The sequence below is a fragment of the Segatella asaccharophila genome (assembly GCF_054687055.1).
Genome location: NZ_BAACAN010000013.1, coordinates 1 through 18,774 on the forward strand (window position 1 = coordinate 1; position 18,774 = coordinate 18,774).

Sequence of the window (18,774 nt, forward strand, 5' to 3'; positions counted from 1 at the left end):
ATTCCGCGTGACAGGAGTCTTAAGCGTGATCGGGGGATGGTTTATTACTGCCGGAGTAGCTTTCATAACTTGCGGAATAGTCTGTCTGATCATGTACTTTGGAGGGTTTCCGGTCCAATTACTTTTTTTATGGCTTTGGTCATATTCCTGTTGATTCGCTCTAATCGCAGATATGCTAAAAAAGAAAAAAAGCAAGATGAAGAAGATGATTCCTTCCGTCTGATGATGCGTTTAAGAGACCCAGAATTAGTTTGGGATCTCTTAAAGAAGCATGTCAGCCACACGCAGAGTTATGAGAATCAGTTTGCACTGAAGGAATATAATCAGATCCTGAATGGATTAGCCTATGAGGATGTTAGGAGCCTCCGTCATGCAAATAGAGAATTAAAGAATGAACAAAATAATCAGAAGAAATACCGCCGGCAGGAAATGCTCGGACTGAAAAAGAGCCCATTAGATATTGCCGTTGAACGGAACACCTGGTTTCATCTGGGTGCTAATGCCAACCAGCAGTTTCTCTATAGCCTTCGGCGTATGCTGGACCCTATTAAAGAACACGTAGATAACAGCTTCAGCCCTCTTCCGGCAGGTTATGTAAAAGAATTTCAGCCTATGCAGCAACGCATCAATAATCTCATGAAAAGTACAGAAGCTGAAATCTCAACGGGCAGCTATGACAACTACCGGGAAATCCTGGCTGAGGCTGATGACTGTAAAGATGAACTGTCCATCCTGAGGAAGAAACATCTTAACCGCATGCAGGAAGGGGATAACAGTCAGATGCAGATTAATCTGCTGTACCTCAATGTACTTCAGGAAAGCCAGGAATTCTTAAGTGTAATGAGGCATCAACTCAGGGCAGCAAAGAAATTTATGGAGAACTGAATCGGAAGGACTTGCATCCTCTTTGAAAAATCTATCCGCTACACCAATGAATATACAGCACGCTCAACTTATTGCCGCAATGATGAATTATGATCAGGGAGATGCTAGGCGTATCCAACATTTTATAAAAGTTCACGACTTTGCCACTGCCATCGGAACATTAGAACATATTGATCCCGATACCCTGTTTATACTTGAAACAGCAGCCATAGTCCACGATATTGGCATTCATGTTGCTGAAAAGAAATATGGGGACAGCAATGGAAAACTTCAAGAAAAGGAAGGTCCTGCAGAAGCACAAAAACTCCTTGAAAAGGTTGGAGGATATACTCCCGAACAGATAGAACGGGTCAAATTCCTCATCGGACATCACCATACTTATACGAACATAAAAGGCATTGACTACCAGATTCTTGTAGAAGCGGACTTTCTTGTGAACATCTACGAAGACCAACTTGGAATTGCTGCAATTGAAAATGTCAAACGAACGATTTTCAAGACTAAGACTGGCACACGATTTCTTGAAGATCTATGAATCATTTTATAAAGTTGGGGGATAACCCTCTTATTATGTTTCAGGAATAAAGTGGCTCAAATAATAGGGTCGCTTTTTTACAGTATATGATCTTCAGGCCTTGAAGTCACTGACTTTGACGCCTGATTCCGGGCAATATAGTCATGGAGGGAGCAATATGCACCATTTTGGGGTATCGAAATGGTGCATTTTGACCCCCCAATATGCACCATATCGCCCACAATTGACTATCGTCGTGAGAATCAAAGACTATGATTCTTTCTTATCGTTAAAAAAAACGCCGCGGCGTCTACCGACGGCGCGAGCGCTACTTATTAGAATATTGAAAGATAGATTGATTACTTTCGCGTGCCGCCTGTTTTGAAAACGACACAAGAATATTTATTATTACAAAAGGTTATTTTAACGGTTCTATTATTCGAAAACGACTGATTATCTACCCTATTCCTGATTCTCATGTACATCAATAACAGCACGGCCACTCGGCTCATTTATTTTTTTGAAATGATCATCCCATGCAAGAGCCTCAGCTGTAGAACAAGCTACACTCGGCACCGAAGGTACAGAACGGGCAGCACTATCTGAAGGAAAGTGCTCGGCGAAAATACTCCGGTAATAATATTCTTCCTTATTACGGGGAGGATTGATCGGGAAACGTTCTGCAGCATGAGACATCTGGTCATCACTGACTGCCGAAGCCGTAATCTGCTTTAAAGTATCAATCCAGGAATAGCCGACACCATCCGAGAATTGCTCTTTCTGTCTCCAGACCACCTCATCAGGCAGCATATTTGCAAAAGCTTCACGCACAATTTTCTTCTCCACCGTCTTCCCAGGACACATCTTAGCCCTTGGATTCGTGCGCATGGCTACATCCAGAAATTCTTTATCCAAAAAGGGTACACGTCCCTCAACTCCCCATGCAGCCAGACTTTTATTTGCCCTCAGACAATCATACTGGTACAACTTAGATAATTTCCGGACAGTCTCCTCATGGAACGCGCGTGGACTGGGAGCCTTATGAAAATAGAGGTATCCTCCAAAGATTTCATCAGCACCTTCACCAGAGAGTACCATCTTGATTCCCATAGACTTTATCACCCGGGCTAAAAGATACATCGGAGTTGAAGCCCTGACAGTAGTAACATCATAGCTCTCTATAAAATAGATGACATCCCTAATGGCATCTAAGCCTTCCTGTATTGTATAATTAATCTCATGATGTACCGTACCGATACTATCAGCAACCAGTTTGGCTTTAGCCAGATCGGGAGCTCCCTTCAGCCCAATGGCAAAAGAATGTAATCGAGGCCACCAGGCCAAGGATCTGCCGTTGTCCTCTACCCTGTCGTTGACAAATTTCTCGGCGACAGCCGCAATGACAGATGAATCTAGTCCGCCACTGAGTAATACTCCATAAGGTACATCACTCATCAACTGGCGTTTGACAGCCGACTCAAGTGAATCATGAATTGCTTTTACACTAGATGTGTTGTCTTTTACAGCATCATATTTGAACCAGTCTCTGGCGTAATAGCGTTTCATGCCAGGATCCTTACTCCAGTAATAATGGCCTGGCAAAAAGGGTTCATAATGATCGCATTGTCCTTCCAATGCCTTCAATTCACTGGCGACATACACTTTTCCATCAGAATCATAACCGATATAAAGAGGAATTACGCCAATAGGATCACGTGCTATCAAGAAACTGTCAGACTCTGCATCGTACAGGGCAAAAGCAAAAATGCCACTGAGTTGTTCTAATAAATTCTGAATACCTTTCTCTGTTACCTCCTTTTTCTTCAGCTCACGATAAAGGGCCAGAATTACCTCACAATCACTACCCGTCTGAAACGGATACCGATCCTTAAATTCTTTGCGAATTGTCTGATGGTTATAAATTTCCCCATTTACGGCGAGAACTTGCTTCTTATCTGGAGAGAACAATGGTTGCTTACCCGATTCCGGATCTACGATGCTTAACCGTTCATGGGTCAAAATTGCTGATCCACCACAGTAAATACCACTCCAGTCAGGCCCGCGATGACGGATCTTTCTGCTCATCCGTAATGCTTTCTGTCGAAGTTCAGGAGTCTGTTCCTGAATGTTAAAAATGGATACAATACCACACATATATCAATCTATTTAAGTTATTAAAGTTTGCTAAACCTTTTAATTATCGTTTCCTCCCGCAATCATGAAATTTCGGAGAAGACTCAAGGGAATTCCCTCCTCGGAAGAGTAAACCGAATCAGGATTAAAGGATACTCCTGGAAGAGTCTAACCCAGAAGAATCCCGTGAGAATTTTTATTTAACCTTCACCAAAAGTCAATGCATCAGATGGAGATTCAGATCAGTCAGACAGGATATATTCATCCAAACATAAATAAAGATTATTTATCCTGTCAATATTATTGAGTCTAATAATTATATGCCGACTCGCCATGCTCATAAATATCTACGCCCTCTTCCTCTTCACGCGGAGCGACTCTAATACCAACGAGTTTATCAACAATCTTGAATAGAATGAATGTAATAATGGCACTATAGACTATCGTAAACAAAGTAGCGACTAACTGCACGCCAAGTTGATGCCAATCACCATAAAGTGCACCTTCAGCACCACCGGTCACAGTCCTGGTTGCAAAAACACCTGTCAAGATAGAACCGACAATTCCTCCGATACCATGGACGCCAAAAGCATCAAGAGAATCATCATATTTCAATTTTGTCTTGACCACTGCTACCATAAAGAAACATACTATACCAGTTGTCATGCCAATGACACTTGCTCCCAAAAGACCTACTGAGCCTGACGCAGGCGTAATGGCGACAAGCCCTGCTACAGCCCCTGTGCACACACCCACTGTCGTCGGTTTACGGTTGACGATCCAGTCGATAACCATCCAGGTAAGAGCAGCTACGCAAGTGGCTACGTGAGTGACCAGAAAAGCATTTGCATCCAATCCATCAGCAGTCAGACCACTACCGGCATTGAAGCCAAACCATCCAAGCCATAAACAGGCAGCACCAATAAACACAAATGGCACACTATGTCCTGGAATAGGCTTGCCGGGATGATAATCCCTCCGCCGGCCCAGCATCAAAGCCATTATAAGAGCAGAAATACCAGCATTGATATGAACGACGGTACCACCTGCAAAATCAATAACACCCAACTGTTGCATCCAGCCGCCACCCCATACAAAATGGGCCATAGGATAATAGGAAAAGATAGACCACAAAATAGTAAAGAGGAGGAATCCCGAGAAGCGTATTCTTTCTGCAAAGGAGCCAATAATCAATGCGGGCGTAATTACAGCAAACATACATTGGAATAAAACAAAAGTAATTTCCGGGACATGAGCAGGAGATACCACGGAAGACGTAGTTACGCCATGCAGAAATATCTTATCAAATCCTCCGATAAAGAATCCCAATGGACTTCCACTCAATCCTTTTCCAAACACGAAGCTATATCCGAAAAATATCCAGAGAAGACTGACCACAGCGGTACACATGAGACACTGCATGAGAATACTTAAAACGTTCTTCTGACGCACCAACCCGCCATAGAACAAGGCAAGTCCGGGAATGGTCATCAGCATCACTAAGATGGTCGCTACAGTCAACCAAGCAGTATTGCCGCTGTTTATCTCTGGCATAGTTCCCTGGGCACAAATAGTCATAGGTATAGCAAATATTAAAATGGCCAAGGCTGATATTTTCTTTTTCAACTGTTTCATATCACTTATCTTTTTTAAGATGAATATCCTGATCTGTCAATCACTTTTCCTGTTCAGCATTATAGAGAGCAATATTACCACGCTCATGAGTTCTGATCCTGATAGCATCATCTACCGGAATAATAAAGATTCGTCCATCACCAATCTCTCCAGTATAAGCGGCTTTCTGGATTGCATCTATGGTTTTCTCCACATTCTTGTCACGTACTACAATATTAATTAAAACTCGTTCTATACAACTCGTTTTATAACAAATACCACGGAAGATCCGAGCCTGGCGCATTTTTCCTTCGCCACGCACATCATAATAGGAAAACCATTCAATGTCAGCTGCAAGTAATGCTTCCCTTACCTCCTCAAACCTAGTCTTACGGATGATTGCTTCAATCTTTTTCATGTTTAACCTCTCTTTTCAAATTTTATCATCTTTACCTTAAATTACTTATAGTACATATTAGCTTCCACTTTATAGTCATAGTGATAAGTAACTTGTGCAAAGTTATTACTTTTTGTTATAAAAATAAGCAAGTAAACGTCTTTTTGATATAAATATTTTTACTATAGTTACATATCGTAACACAAATGCATTATCTACGTATCAATATATAACCAAATAACGATAATAAATAACAAATAGGAAGTTGATTAAAAAATTAATCATTTTTGTGCTGGATTTATTTTATATTTAAACAAAACGTTATATATTTGCATCGAGATATAAATGATCATTAATATTTTAAGACAAAAAGATAACATTATGTCACAATCCATTCATTTTACCAAAATGCAAGGTGCGGGCAATGACTACATATACGTAAACACCATATTATATACCATCCCAAATCCGGAGTCTGAGGCAATTAAATGGAGTTCATACCACACAGGGATCGGTAGTGACGGACTAATCCTAATTGGTAAACCCGACGAAAAAACAGGTGCGGATTTCTCTATGCGTATTTTCAATGCCGATGGTTCTGAAGCGATGATGTGTGGAAACGGCAGTCGTTGTGTTGGGAAATACCTTTATGAAAAAGGACTGACAAAAAAAACCTCTATACGTCTTTTGACCAAATCAGGCATCAAGGTGTTACTGTTACATCTTTCTAAAAAGGAATCTGGTATAGTGGACAGTGTGACTGTTGACATGGGAGAGCCACAGACGGAAGTACCTGAACAGTTCACAAAGAATCAACCCAAACTTGAAGATGATCTATGCGAAGACCATGGCATTTTTGTTTCAATGGGCAATCCCCATTATGTGATTTTTGTCAAAGACATTTCGAAGTTGGATATTACCCGATATGGCAGCAGACTGGAGCGGGACGCAGCTTTTCCACAAAGATGCAATATTGAATTTGCACAAAAGACAGGGCCTGGACAGTTTCGGACAAGGGTCTGGGAACGTGGAAGTGGCATTACACAAGCCTGCGGAACGGGAGCATGTGCGACAGCTGTTGCAGCAGCACTCTCTTCCGGAGATATGAGAGAAAATGACATTATTATGGATGGCGGGACACTCAGGATAACATGGAACAGAGAAAATAATCATGTCTATTTGACAGGACCTGCTGAATTTGTTTTTGAAGGCGATATTAATCTATAATTCATTTGTCCTCGAGAAGAAGATTGTCTATTATACAGCAAACTATAACAACAAAAGAAATCGATCATGGCATTAGTAAATGAAAATTTTTTAAAATTACCAGGTAACTATTTGTTTGCCGACATTGCCAAAAAGGTCAATGCCTATAAAGTTTCACACCCCAAACAGCGGGTCATCAGTCTGGGTATTGGAGATGTGACTCGTCCATTGTGTCCTGCTGTCATTGACGCACTTCACAAAGCAGTAGAGGAAATGGCCCATAAAGACACCTTCCGGGGCTATGGTCCGGAAAGAGGATATGGCTTTCTGCGGGAAGCTATAGTAAAAAATGATTTCGCCCCACGAGGAATACATATTGATCCAAGTGAGGTATTCATCAATGATGGTGCCAAAAGTGATACGGGAAACTTTCAGGATATTCTGCAACGAGACAACACAATAGGAGTCACCGACCCGATCTATCCGGTTTACATTGACTCTAACGTCATGGCGGGGAGAGCCGGAGAATTGAAGAATGGTGTTTGGAGTGACATCACCTATATGCCTTGTACGGCGGAGAATCAATTTATCCCCCAGATTCCTGACCACCGTGTAGATATGATTTACCTCTGCTACCCGAACAATCCTACAGGTACAGTACTTAAAAAAGAGGAATTAAAGAAATGGGTTGACTATGCTTTGAAAAATGACTCCATCATCCTCTATGATGCAGCTTACGAAGCATTTATCAGAGAAGACGAGATTCCCCATTCTATCTATGAGATACGAGGAGCAAGAAAATGTGCTATAGAATTTCACAGCTATTCCAAGACCGCCGGTTTTACAGGTGTTCGTTGTGGATTTACAATAGTTCCCAAAGAGGTCACAGCTGCCACCGAAGATGGCAAGCAACGAGTGAGCCTCAACCAGATCTGGATGCGTCGTCAGAGTACGAAATTCAATGGAACAAGCTATATCAGTCAACGTGCGGCAGAAGCCATTTACACTCCTGAAGGTAAAAAACAGACCCGCGAAACGATTGATTATTATCTCGAAAATGCACGCATTATGCGCGAAGCACTGAAAAAACTCGGATTCAAAGTTTATGGTGGAGTAAATGCTCCTTACCTTTGGGTAAAGACACCTGGAAATACTCCAGGATGGAAATTCTTCGATCAACTCCTGTTTGGAGCATCTATCGTCTGTACCCCTGGTGTAGGTTTCGGACCAAGTGGAGAAGGATTTATACGCCTGACTTCTTTCGGAGAACGTGAAGATGTAGAAGAGGCCATGCAAAGGATCGCTGACTGCATGAATACCGGCAAACTATAAAAAAGAGGATTCCATCCTAACGGAATCTACTCTTTGAAAGTGTCCGTCATGTAGCCTTCTGCCTGGTTTCTCGAAATTCAAAACTTCTTATTTTAAGATACAGAAATGCTTAATCGGAGGGAAAATGAAGAGAAGCTCGAAAGTACCAGGCTTGATGACCATCGGAATGATAGCACTTGCCACAACAGCAAACGCACAGGACAGAGTAAGCGGAACAATTGTTACAGACTTCGTAAACCGGTACATCTGGCGTGGTCAGGATTTAGGTGATGTCTCCGTCCAGCCGACTTTGAGAATTGCATATCAAGGGTTATCGGTGACGGTATTTGGGAATATGGGACTATCCAACAAGGACGATACTAAAGAAATCGACATAGTTGGAACTTACACTACCAGAAAATTCAATGCAGGAATTACGAATTACTGGTTCAACAAGCCCAATGAACAGTATTTCTGCTATGCAGCCCACAAGACCAGTCATGTATATGAGGCAAATATCGGTTACGATTTTGGACCTGTAACATTTCAGTGGTATACTAATTTTGCCGGAAATGATGGAATCAACAAGAAAGGCAATCGTGCATACTCTTCCTACGTGGAAATTAATGCACCTTTTACCTTCGCAGATTTAGACTGGAACACTACGTTGGGAGCGGTACCCTACCGAACAAGTTTCTATGCTGACTCAAAAGGGGTTTCCGTGACTAATATCAGTTTAAGGGCTTCAAAAGTGATTACCATTACGCCATCTTTTACGATGCCGGTTTTCGCACAGATAACAGCCAATCCAAGTAATGAAAAAGCATACTTTATATTTGGATTTACTTTACGGCCTTGAGGAACGAGTAAAAGCCAGGATGCTGTTCTAATAAACTTTAAAAGTACAGTTATCAAACTGTCATTCTATAAAGAGAGATTATTAATAATGGGACACCCCATCCATCTGAAAAGGACGGAAGGACCACAAAAATGCTAAAAGACATGAACTTAAGATTTGACGCAGTCGCAGAGGCATCACGCAAAAAGCCTCTGGAAGTAAAAGCTCCAGCCGAAAGACCAGCCGAATACTTCGGCAAGTATGTCTTCAATCGGGCTAAGATGTACAAATATCTTCCTGCCGATGTTTTCAGGAAACTTACTGATGTCATTGACCATGGAACTCGTCTGGACCGTTCTATTGCTGATGCAGTTGCCGGAGGCATGAAAGAGTGGGCTATGGAAAACGGTGTTACTCACTATACACACTGGTTTCAGCCTTTGACCGAAGGTACAGCCGAGAAACATGATGCCTTCATTGAGCATGATGGCAAAGGTGGAATGATCGAAGAATTCTCCGGCAAACTTCTGGTCCAGCAGGAACCGGATGCTTCCAGTTTCCCATCAGGTGGTATCCGCAACACCTTTGAGGCAAGAGGCTATTCGGCATGGGATCCTACATCACCTGTCTTCATCATGGATGACACCCTATGCATTCCTACCATTTTCATTTCCTATACAGGTGAGGCTCTGGACTATAAAGCTCCCCTGCTCCGTGCCTTACATGCAGTTAATGTAGCCGCCACTAATGTGTGTCAGTATTTCAACTCTGACGTCAAACAGTGTCATGCAAACTTAGGCTGGGAACAGGAATATTTTCTTGTTGACTCAGATCTTTTCGCAGCTCGTCCTGACCTGATCATGACGGGACGTACACTGATGGGACATAACTCCGCCAAGAACCAGCAAATGGATGATCACTACTTTGGGAGTATCCCGGAACGTGTCCAATCATTCATGAAAGACCTGGAGATACAGGCCTTAGAACTCGGTATCCCTTGCAAGACCCGTCATAACGAGGTAGCTCCCAATCAGTTTGAACTGGCTCCTATCTTTGAAGAATGTAACCTTGCTGTCGATCATAACATGCTGCTAATGTCTCTCATGAAAAAGGTGGCCCGCAAACATGGTTTCCAGGTTCTCCTGCATGAAAAACCATTTGACGGCATCAATGGCAGTGGGAAACATAACAACTGGAGTTTGAGCACTGATACGGGCATCTTACTTTATAAGCCCGGTAAGACACCTATGGATAACCTTCGCTTTGTAGTCTTCATCGTAGAAACCCTGATGGCCGTATACAAACACAACGGACTCCTCAAAGCTTCTATCATGAGTGCTACCAACGCTCATCGTCTGGGAGCGAATGAAGCACCTCCCGCCATCATCTCTGCCTTCGTAGGCAAACAATTAAGTGATCTGTTGAACCATATTGAGAATTCTGACAAGAAGGACCTTTTCAAACTCAAGGGCAAAGAGGGGGTAACTCTGGACATTCCGGAAATTCCTGAAATTTTCAAGGATAATACTGACCGTAACCGGACATCACCCTTCGCTTTCACTGGTAACCGTTTTGAATTCCGTGCAGTAGGATCAGAGGCCAACTGTGCCTCTGCCATGATCGTACTTAACACAGCTGTTGCAGAGGCCTTGACAAATTTCAAGAATCGTGTAGACGGACTGATTGCCAAAGGGGAAGAAAAGACATCTGCCATACTTGATATTATCCGCGAGGATATTAAGACTTCAACACCCATCCATTTTGAGGGTAATGGTTACAGCGACGAGTGGATTACTGAAGCTAAAAAACGTGGACTGGACTGTGAACCTTCCTGCCCGGTATGCTTCGATCGTTATCTGGACGCAGACAGCATCAAGATGTTTGAAGGCCAGAAGGTGTTGAGTGAGAATGAACTCACGGCACGTGATGAAGTAAAATGGGAGACTTATACTAAAAAGATTCAGATCGAGGCCCGTGTCATGGGAGACCTTGCCATGAACCATATTCTTCCGGTTACCACCCATTACCAAAGTCAACTGGCAAGAAATGTAGAAAGCATGATTGACATTTTCGGACGCGAAGAAGGAAAAGAACTCACCTCTCGCAATGTCAAACTCATCAAGGAAATTGCTGAACGAAACCAGAAAATAGAAACGGGTGTGGAAGAACTGATCAATGCGCGTAAAGTGGCTAACAAGATCGAGGATCCACGCACAAAAGCAGTCTCTTATCATGATACAGTTGCTCCTAAGATGGAAGAAATCCGCTATCAGATTGACCACCTTGAACTTCTCGTAAGTGATGAACTTTGGACTTTGCCTAAATATCGAGAGTTACTCTTTATAAGATAAAACTCAGTTAATGACCCATCATTTCTATGGGTTGTTAAAGTTTGCTGCGGGGCTGTGTCGAAAGATGCAGCCCCGTTTAAATTAACCTCGCTACGCCCAACAACGAACCCCCCGGTCATCTGACACTCCAAATGACCGGGGGATAATAAAATAGCATGTCGAACGGAACAGGTTGTTACCTCACTGTATTGCCTAAAAGGTTAAATCCACTGATTCTCACATAAGGAGTGGTTCCCCTGCCATCAGCTATCCGGTAGCTGACATGAACCGTTTTCCGTTCTCCAGGCATTAAATGAAAATAATTATCACTATAAATTACCGGAAGGATCTGAACGCCATCTGCACCTACAAGATTTAATCTGATCATCATTGCAGGGGTAGGATTCGGATTACTGACAGTTACGATCCCCTGGTATTCATCCCCTACTTTCCTAAACTTTTCATTCGATTTTATACGCACTGCAGGAAGTGTATTCAAAGCCTTCCAGTCATCCTCCACTTTTCCTTCGACATAAAAATTCTCCGAGATCGGACGTTTTTGGTCAGAAAGGGTCAGACGGATATAATACACGTCTTCATCAGGAAGATCAAGTGGTAATACCTCTTTCGTCTCATCCTCCATAATAGTTACAGGGATCGATTTCTCAAAGAGTTGTTTCCCGTACATATTCAGAATTTGTGCCTTTACGATAAGATGATTTTGGTTGCCTTTTGACAAGTTGACCACTTCTACAACTTTTTTTACCGGATTAAACTGAACATGCAAGGATTCACACGCCTTTTTAATGCCAAAGTAAGCTGCTGTAGGTTCGAAGAAATAGTCATAGGTCTGCCACACCATTGTCGGCCAGCAAGGATGACTCATCCAGATAAGAAGACCCATACGATTCTCCTCGGCACTTTCATACATTGCCCTATGGCCATCATAATTCAGCCATTGGGCCTGTTCCGTAAACTGTTTTGCACTCTTCGCAGGGCCAAAATGCTTGAGCAGTATTTCATTGAAGGATTGTCCATTCTGTGCTCCACGCAAAGTATAATCATGCTGTCCCCAGGCAATATTTTGCGGCCAAAGGTGATCCGGTTTCAAAGTCCGGCATAAACTCTCATAGTTCATCACATTCGGCATTCCCTTTTCAGAATGGAGTTTATCATTTAAATGTGAGAAATAGAAAGACGCTGGTTTCACTCCATAAGGTCCATGCCCCCATACCCCATGATCAGCAGAATTGGGGATATAACCCAACTGAGGATGCAGTGCTTTTACGTCTTCTTGCAAAGGTTCATTAAGAGAAGCAGGAGGATCTCCTTCGTTACGTCCGACATAAAGTCCAATGCTCGGATGATTTCGAATTTTCAAGATATAGTCTTTCGCATTAGCCAGGAACATTTGATCATTATAGGGATCAGGTCCGTCCCACGGGTTTGCCAGCCAGAAATCCTGCCAGACCATGATACCATATTTGTCGCAAGCCTGATAAAACTCATCATCACCAATCTGACCTACCCAGTCACGAATCATGTTGTAGTTCATCTCCTTGTGGTATCTTACAGCCGTGTCATATTCACGGCCACGATAGTTAAGGTTGATTTCCGAAAAGCCCCAGTTTCCCCCCAGCGGAACGAAACGTTTTCCGTTGACATACATAGTAAGGACGGTATTCATATTTTTATAGGCAACTTCACGAATACCTCCCTGATACGTCAGGGAATCATTTCTGATCGGATCAGGTCTCTTTCCGTCAATCACGGATATCACATAGCCCGCCCGGTACAGATAGGGCTCTCCATAGCCATTAGGCCACCACAAATGCATCCTCCGGTTCTTCAACTGTGAAAATTCATCCGGAGAGAAACTCACTTCTTTATCTTCAAGAGGAAGAATATCCACCTTTTTCTCAAAGGAAACAGGACCTATCCATCCCTTCAGCATTATCGTACGAGAAGTATTCAATTCATTTTTTACCAACACCCTCGGTGTCATTGTAGCCAGAGTATCCGGATGATCCAGCGTTGTAGTAATTACCGGATCATGCAGATGAATCCCCTTATCCGCAGAAAGATATACATCATTCCAGATACCCACATCCCGGCCAGGAGTACTGGTAATCCAGTCCCACCCGATTGATGCATGAAAAGTGGGGTTATCCGCACCTAAAATGCCTCCATTCAAGTCGGTACTTTCCTCATTTTTCACTTTCACTGGCCCGAAATGAGCATTATGAATTACCTTGACTTCAAGTTTGTTTTCACCGTTTTTCAAATATTTCGTCACATCGAAACGTCCACGGATAAAAGCACCATCAATATTTCCTAAACGATTCCCATTCAGAAAAACGACAGCTTTCCAGTTAATACCATCAAAATTCAGATAATACCTGGTATCCCCTGTTGATTGCTTCAGATTAGCAATCTTAAAAGTATTACGGTACCAGAAATCAGAGTTAAAGAAGGATTCGGATATCTGGCGCATATTATTGTCATAGCGATCATCTGGAACCGCCCCAATATTCATATAACTCGTCAGAACTGTTCCCGGCACCGTGGCATGAACCCATTGTGAATTTTTATCACGCCACAAGATCCAATCCCGATCCAACTGGAAATCAGACTGATTCAACCGTAAGGCGTTAACGGTCAAAGACATAGGAGACTTCTCAGCTACACTCAACCCGCCTTTCCCCATAATCTGAATCTCCTTTAGCCCGTAACATTGTGATTCATCTGGCTTCTCCATAAGGAGCCGCACATAGCGACCGTATCCATTACAGGACAAACTGTCCGTCAGGCTGTTCCCCTGGTGCAGATCAGCCACATTCGTCCAGTTTCTGCCATCTTTTGAAACTTCAATCCTGCCAGACAATGGACGATGAAGCCAGTATAGCCTTACCTTATCAAAGTTGACCTCTGTCCCTAAATCTACTTTCAACCATTGTGCCTGATCAGTGAGACCTGTTAATTTTTTTGAGATCCAGACACTATTAAAATGATAAGAAGGCATCCAACTCTCATTGACAAAATGGCCATTCTGCATGGATCCAATCTCATAGATACGCCAATAGGCACAACCAGGCATCAGGAAATTCAATCTTAAATGCCTAAACTCTCCGGCAGAGTCAATGGGCAATTCCATATTTAATTCTCTCAATGGCAATTTTTCAACCGCTTCCTGCTTGTTCGGATCAGAACTTACCATTTGCTGAGTGGCTTCACCAGGCAAATCAGTTCCTTCCAACTTTCCTATCTCTCTCCAATGATTTCCATCATTCGAAGCCATAACCTGAATCTGATATCCACTTTTAGAAATTTGCGGATCAAAAGCTACCTCACCTAAAATATGTAAGGATGTCACATCAACCTTCATTCCGGTCCAATCATACTGGATGAACGAATGATCTCCCATAAGAACATTGCTGGAGTGAACATTTCCATCAAAGGTCTTGGCTTGATCACGTAAATCAAGCACGCCCTTATCCGTCGAGACTGTAATCGTAGCCGGTTCACCCGAAGATATAATTCCATCCGTAACCAACTGCGCCGTCAGATTGTAATCAAACGACGAAGAAGCATAAGCTGCCCTGTTCAAAGCAACATTCCTATAAACAAAATCTTTTTCCAGTACTGGAGCTTTATTCTCAGCAGGATCACCAGGATAAACACCTATTCCTTTCGTATAATTAATATCTTTAGCCATAATATTAGCTGAAGTAAACAGGGATAAACCCAGAAGAAAAAGGGCTTTATATTTCATATCTGTTATTGTTAATATTTTTCGGTATTATAGAAAAATAAAGAAATCGTCTTCAACAAACGGTCTGATTATCTTATCTTACAAAGATAAACATTATTCGTGAATCTGAAAAATTTAAAAGCATTTATGTGAATTTAAAAATCAATCTGATGAAATCCGAGAATCAATATAAAGGGTCAAATAGCATATTTAATAATATAAATAGGTGTAAACCAGCAAAGCACTTATCAGAACCAAATGCCCTTATGATTCATTCAGAATGTTAACATCATATAAATTATCGCCACTAAAGCAAAAAATACATCTAAATCCTATCTAGTTATTAAAATAATATATATATTTGCAGCTATATAATAACAAAATTATTAATTAGTAACCCTATAATAATATATTTAATTATTAACCCAGAAGATTGGGAGAAAGTTATAAGTTTTCACTAATACGGCACCTGCAGAAGTGCAACGATTTGAATCATTCTAAAATTGGCAAGCCTTTTATGAAACTGCCAAAAATCCTCTCAAGTTGTCTTTAACGGCAAAATATAAGACCAATATATCATTTGAACATTGCCTGATAAATAAAAGATTTACTCGCTACAAATTTAGTCATGTGCTCTAATTATTATTATTATGAAAAAGAACATTACACAATGTAGAAGGTTCGCTGGATTTTTCTTAGTATGCATGGTCACAGGGTTTGTGACATTCATTGTATCTCCAATTAAAGCAAAAAGCATTAATATTCAAGCATTACAACAACAAAATTACAAAAATGTTTCTGGATTTATTCTAGATGAACAAGGCTCCGCAGTAATTGGAGCCACTATCCAAGTCCAAGGGACAAACCTTCACACTATTTCTGATCAGAATGGTTTTTTTACTATTAGCATTCCAGAAAGCGTTAATAGTATCATTATTAGCTATATAGGCTATAAAAACAAGATTGCCTATATTGGAAAAGAAAATAAATTAAAAATAACACTTAGTCCAGCTTCTTCATCCCTCAATGAAGTCGTTGTTACAGCTTTAGGCATTAAGCGCGAGAAAAAAGCTCTCGGATATGCCGTACAGGAAGTTAATACTGAAGGCTTTACGGAAAACAGATCTATTAGCCTCAGTAATATGTTACAAGGTAAAATTGCTGGAGTTCAAATTTCAGAATCCGGTTCTGGTTTAGGAGGATCAACACGAGTTATATTAAGAGGTCTCAATTCATTGAGTGGAAAGAACCAACCACTCTGGGTTGTTGATGGTATGCCCATTAATGATGATTCATCTGGAGATGTCACAGAATATGGTGGAAGTGATCTCGCAAGTGCAGCAAATCAAATTAATCCGGAAGATATTGAGAATATTTCAATTCTGAAAGGTGCCAATGCAGCAGCATTATATGGTTCACGAGCTGAAAACGGAGCAATCGTGATTACCACAAAAAAAGGAGTACAAGGACAACCCTTACATTTGGAATATACTGGCAACATACAATTTAACACTGTTTATAATCCCTATAAATTTCAAAATGTATATGGGCAAGGTTCTGGAGGAGAATTCAATATTTCATCAAAAGGCAGTTGGGGACCTAAAATGCAGGGACAATTAATAGATAATTGGCATAAAACACTCTATGGAGATAATTATGAACAGTACAAGATGCTACCTCAAAAAGATTATATCTCTGATTTTTTTAATACTGGAGTAATGTACACTAATTCTTTAACAGCTACAGCAGGTAGTAAAAATCTAACAGGACGTTTATCTTTCACAGATAGTCGAAATAAGGGTATTGTTCCCAACCATTCTATAAACAGACAATATTTTGATTCAAATACTGAATTTAAAAATACATATTTAACAATTGACACAAAAGTAAATTACATTAGAGAACTTACGAACAACACTCCGGGACAAGGCAGCTATGGTTTGATGTCACAGTTTATAACTATGCCTCGTAGTATTCGCTTATCAGATTTAAGTAATGATATATATAAATCTAATGGTCAAATAAAGAATTGGGCTGGTGCCTCTGAGAATTATTCTAATCCTTATGGAATGATATTACCCTCCAATGGTAACAAGAATGTAAGGAACAGGATATTAGGATTAATACGAACATCAATCAAAATTACAGATTACTTAAATCTTACTGGAAGAGTAGGAATTGATTGGTATAATGATCAATACAGAAATTATGCTTTACATCAAACGGACGGCTCAGTGGCTTCAGAGTATGCACATAGTGAAACAACACATAAAGATTTTACGAGTGATCTAATTTTGAATTTCAATAAAAATTTTGGAGAATTCTCCACATCTGCAAATTTAGGAACATCCATTGAAAATCAGCAATATGAAGGATTATCCGGAAGCGCTGGACAATTTTTAATCCAAGATTTTGCATGGATGAGTAACGGAGATACACGCGAAGCATCAGAATCTTTTTACAAGAAAGAAATACAATCAGTTCTTGGAAATGCTTCAATTGGATTTAAAAGTATGATGTATCTAGATTTAACAGGACGTAATGATTGGTCATCAACCTTACCCAGGGCCAACCGTTCCTACTTTTATCCTTCAATTAGTTTAAGTGGGATATTATCTGAAATGATGAAATTGCCAAATTGGATCGATTACTTAAAAGCTCGTACATCTTGGGCAAAAGTTGGAAATGATACTGATCCTTATAGACTTTCTTATACTTATACTAAATATTCGAGTTTAGTTAATGGAGGAACTATTCTGGAGATGCAACTACCAGACGAAATGCCTTTAAATAATTTAAAACCTGAAAGTACAAATTCTTATGAAGCCGGCTTAGAATGGCGTCTATTTCATAATCGGTTAAGTGGAGATTTTACATGGTATAAAAGTATCACTACAAATCAGATCTTAGCAATAGACACTCCAATCCCTTCAGGATACACATCCAAAGTTATCAATGCAGGTAAGATTCAGAGTTATGGTTATGAATTAACTCTCAGTGGAACACCTATTCAGAAAAAAGATTGGAAATGGGATATAACGTTGAATTGGGGGCTAAATAGAACAAAATGTATATCTCTAGGTGGAGGAGTAACAAGATACACTTTAGGTAGTACAAGTATTGCTTCCGTAGTGGTAGACAAAGGGCATGAATATGGAGATATTGTTGCAACGAATGCCTATAAAAGAAATTCAAGCGGGCAAATACTCATCGGAGATGACGGCTTACCATTAACCGAAACCGATAAAATCATAGGAAATATGATGCCAAAATGGACAGGTTCTTTGACTACGACATTGCAATGGAAGAAAATAATTTTTAACACGTTAATTGATATGCGCTATGGTGGAGATTTTATCTCTATGACAGACGCCAATGCATGCTCTTCTGGAACATCAAAAAGGACATTGCAAGGTCGTGATAAAATGGTTGTAGATGGAATAGTAGAATCTACAGGAGAAAAGAACGAGAAAGAAATAACTGCACAGGAATTTTACACAAAAGTAGGCAGTTCATCAGGAGTTGCTGAGGAATTTATGTATAAAGGCACATATATAAAAATGAGAGAAATATCCTTAGGATGGATATTACCTCAAATGTGGCTAAAACCTTTAAAGATACAATCTGCAAAGATTTCTGTTGTAGGACGGAATCTGTTTTATATTTACAAAAAGGCTCCGGTTGATCCAGAATCAGCACTTTCAAATGCAGATTATGCCCAAGCATTTGAATATGGCTCTATGCCACCGACAAGAACATTTGGATTTTCATTAAATGTTAAATTTTAAAATCCTT

The 18,774-nt window shown here is 40.8% G+C and carries 10 protein-coding genes and 1 pseudogene; 7 read left to right on the forward strand and 4 right to left on the reverse strand.

The genetic code is table 11. The features are described from left to right. Window positions 1-885, forward strand: a pseudogene (locus ACYRYG_RS08670) (hypothetical protein); the annotation flags it as partial. A gap of 46 nt (window positions 886-931) precedes the next feature. Further along, the gene (locus ACYRYG_RS08675; RefSeq protein WP_293417562.1) at window positions 932-1,420 is read left to right on the forward strand and encodes an HD domain-containing protein; all 489 of its coding nucleotides are present in this window, start codon (window positions 932-934) and stop codon (window positions 1,418-1,420) included. A gap of 441 nt (window positions 1,421-1,861) precedes the next feature. On the opposite strand, the gene asnB is transcribed toward ACYRYG_RS08675, so the two are convergent. The 3 genes from asnB to ACYRYG_RS08690 all read right to left on the reverse strand — a co-directional run bounded on the left by asnB (window position 1,862) and on the right by ACYRYG_RS08690 (window position 5,564). Continuing rightward, complete coding sequence (gene asnB, locus ACYRYG_RS08680) at window positions 1,862-3,553, reverse strand: asparagine synthase B (protein WP_293419490.1); 1,692 nt, start codon at window positions 3,551-3,553, stop codon at window positions 1,862-1,864. A 288-nt stretch (window positions 3,554-3,841) separates the two neighbouring features. Then, window positions 3,842-5,110, reverse strand: coding sequence for an ammonium transporter (locus tag ACYRYG_RS08685; RefSeq protein ID WP_293419496.1), 1,269 nt, complete (start codon window positions 5,108-5,110; stop codon window positions 3,842-3,844). 97 nt (window positions 5,111-5,207) lie between these two features. After that, the gene (locus ACYRYG_RS08690; RefSeq protein ID WP_293419487.1) at window positions 5,208-5,564 is read right to left on the reverse strand and encodes a P-II family nitrogen regulator; all 357 of its coding nucleotides are present in this window, start codon (window positions 5,562-5,564) and stop codon (window positions 5,208-5,210) included. A 360-nt stretch (window positions 5,565-5,924) separates the two neighbouring features. On the opposite strand from ACYRYG_RS08690, the gene dapF reads away from it, so the two are divergent. The 4 genes from dapF (at window position 5,925) to ACYRYG_RS08710 (ending at window position 11,249) form a co-directional block, all read left to right on the forward strand. Continuing rightward, window positions 5,925-6,770, forward strand: coding sequence for a diaminopimelate epimerase (gene dapF / locus ACYRYG_RS08695; protein WP_293419493.1), 846 nt, complete (start codon window positions 5,925-5,927; stop codon window positions 6,768-6,770). 66 nt (window positions 6,771-6,836) lie between these two features. Then, entirely contained in the window at window positions 6,837-8,081 is a 1,245-nt protein-coding gene (locus ACYRYG_RS08700) for an LL-diaminopimelate aminotransferase (RefSeq protein WP_293423914.1), read from the forward strand. A gap of 124 nt (window positions 8,082-8,205) precedes the next feature. Continuing rightward, window positions 8,206-8,919, forward strand: a complete 714-nt coding sequence (locus ACYRYG_RS08705; protein WP_293419481.1) for a hypothetical protein — start codon at window positions 8,206-8,208, stop codon at window positions 8,917-8,919. A 143-nt stretch (window positions 8,920-9,062) separates the two neighbouring features. Continuing rightward, window positions 9,063-11,249, forward strand: a complete 2,187-nt coding sequence (locus ACYRYG_RS08710) for a glutamine synthetase III domain-containing protein (protein ID WP_293419478.1) — start codon at window positions 9,063-9,065, stop codon at window positions 11,247-11,249. Window positions 11,250-11,424: 175 nt separating this feature from the next. On the opposite strand, the gene ACYRYG_RS08715 is transcribed toward ACYRYG_RS08710, so the two are convergent. Then, the gene (locus tag ACYRYG_RS08715) at window positions 11,425-15,000 is read right to left on the reverse strand and encodes a glycosyl hydrolase 2 galactose-binding domain-containing protein (RefSeq protein ID WP_460198008.1); all 3,576 of its coding nucleotides are present in this window, start codon (window positions 14,998-15,000) and stop codon (window positions 11,425-11,427) included. A 629-nt stretch (window positions 15,001-15,629) separates the two neighbouring features. Between ACYRYG_RS08715 and ACYRYG_RS08720 the strand changes: the two genes are divergently transcribed. After that, a complete protein-coding gene (locus ACYRYG_RS08720) occupies window positions 15,630-18,767 on the forward strand; it encodes a SusC/RagA family TonB-linked outer membrane protein (RefSeq protein WP_293423918.1) in 3,138 nt (1,045 codons plus the stop codon). The last annotated feature ends 7 nt before the right edge of the window (window positions 18,768-18,774 follow it).

Excerpts from the sequence above, each read along its gene's own strand:
- ACYRYG_RS08710 (WP_293419478.1), top strand. The coding sequence starts at position 9,063 with ATGAACTTAAGATTTGACGCAGTCGCAGAGGCATCACGCAAAAAGCCT.
- ACYRYG_RS08675 (WP_293417562.1), top strand. The coding sequence starts at position 932 with ATGAATATACAGCACGCTCAACTTATTGCCGCAATGATGAATTATGAT.
- ACYRYG_RS08715 (WP_460198008.1), bottom strand. The coding sequence starts at position 15,000 with ATGAAATATAAAGCCCTTTTTCTTCTGGGTTTATCCCTGTTTACTTCA.
- dapF (WP_293419493.1), top strand. The coding sequence starts at position 5,925 with ATGTCACAATCCATTCATTTTACCAAAATGCAAGGTGCGGGCAATGAC.
- ACYRYG_RS08705 (WP_293419481.1), top strand. The coding sequence starts at position 8,206 with ATGAAGAGAAGCTCGAAAGTACCAGGCTTGATGACCATCGGAATGATA.
- ACYRYG_RS08690 (WP_293419487.1), bottom strand. The coding sequence starts at position 5,564 with ATGAAAAAGATTGAAGCAATCATCCGTAAGACTAGGTTTGAGGAGGTA.
- ACYRYG_RS08720 (WP_293423918.1), top strand. The coding sequence starts at position 15,630 with ATGAAAAAGAACATTACACAATGTAGAAGGTTCGCTGGATTTTTCTTA.
- ACYRYG_RS08700 (WP_293423914.1), top strand. The coding sequence starts at position 6,837 with ATGGCATTAGTAAATGAAAATTTTTTAAAATTACCAGGTAACTATTTG.
- ACYRYG_RS08685 (WP_293419496.1), bottom strand. The coding sequence starts at position 5,110 with ATGACTATTTGTGCCCAGGGAACTATGCCAGAGATAAACAGCGGCAAT.
- asnB (WP_293419490.1), bottom strand. The coding sequence starts at position 3,553 with ATGTGTGGTATTGTATCCATTTTTAACATTCAGGAACAGACTCCTGAA.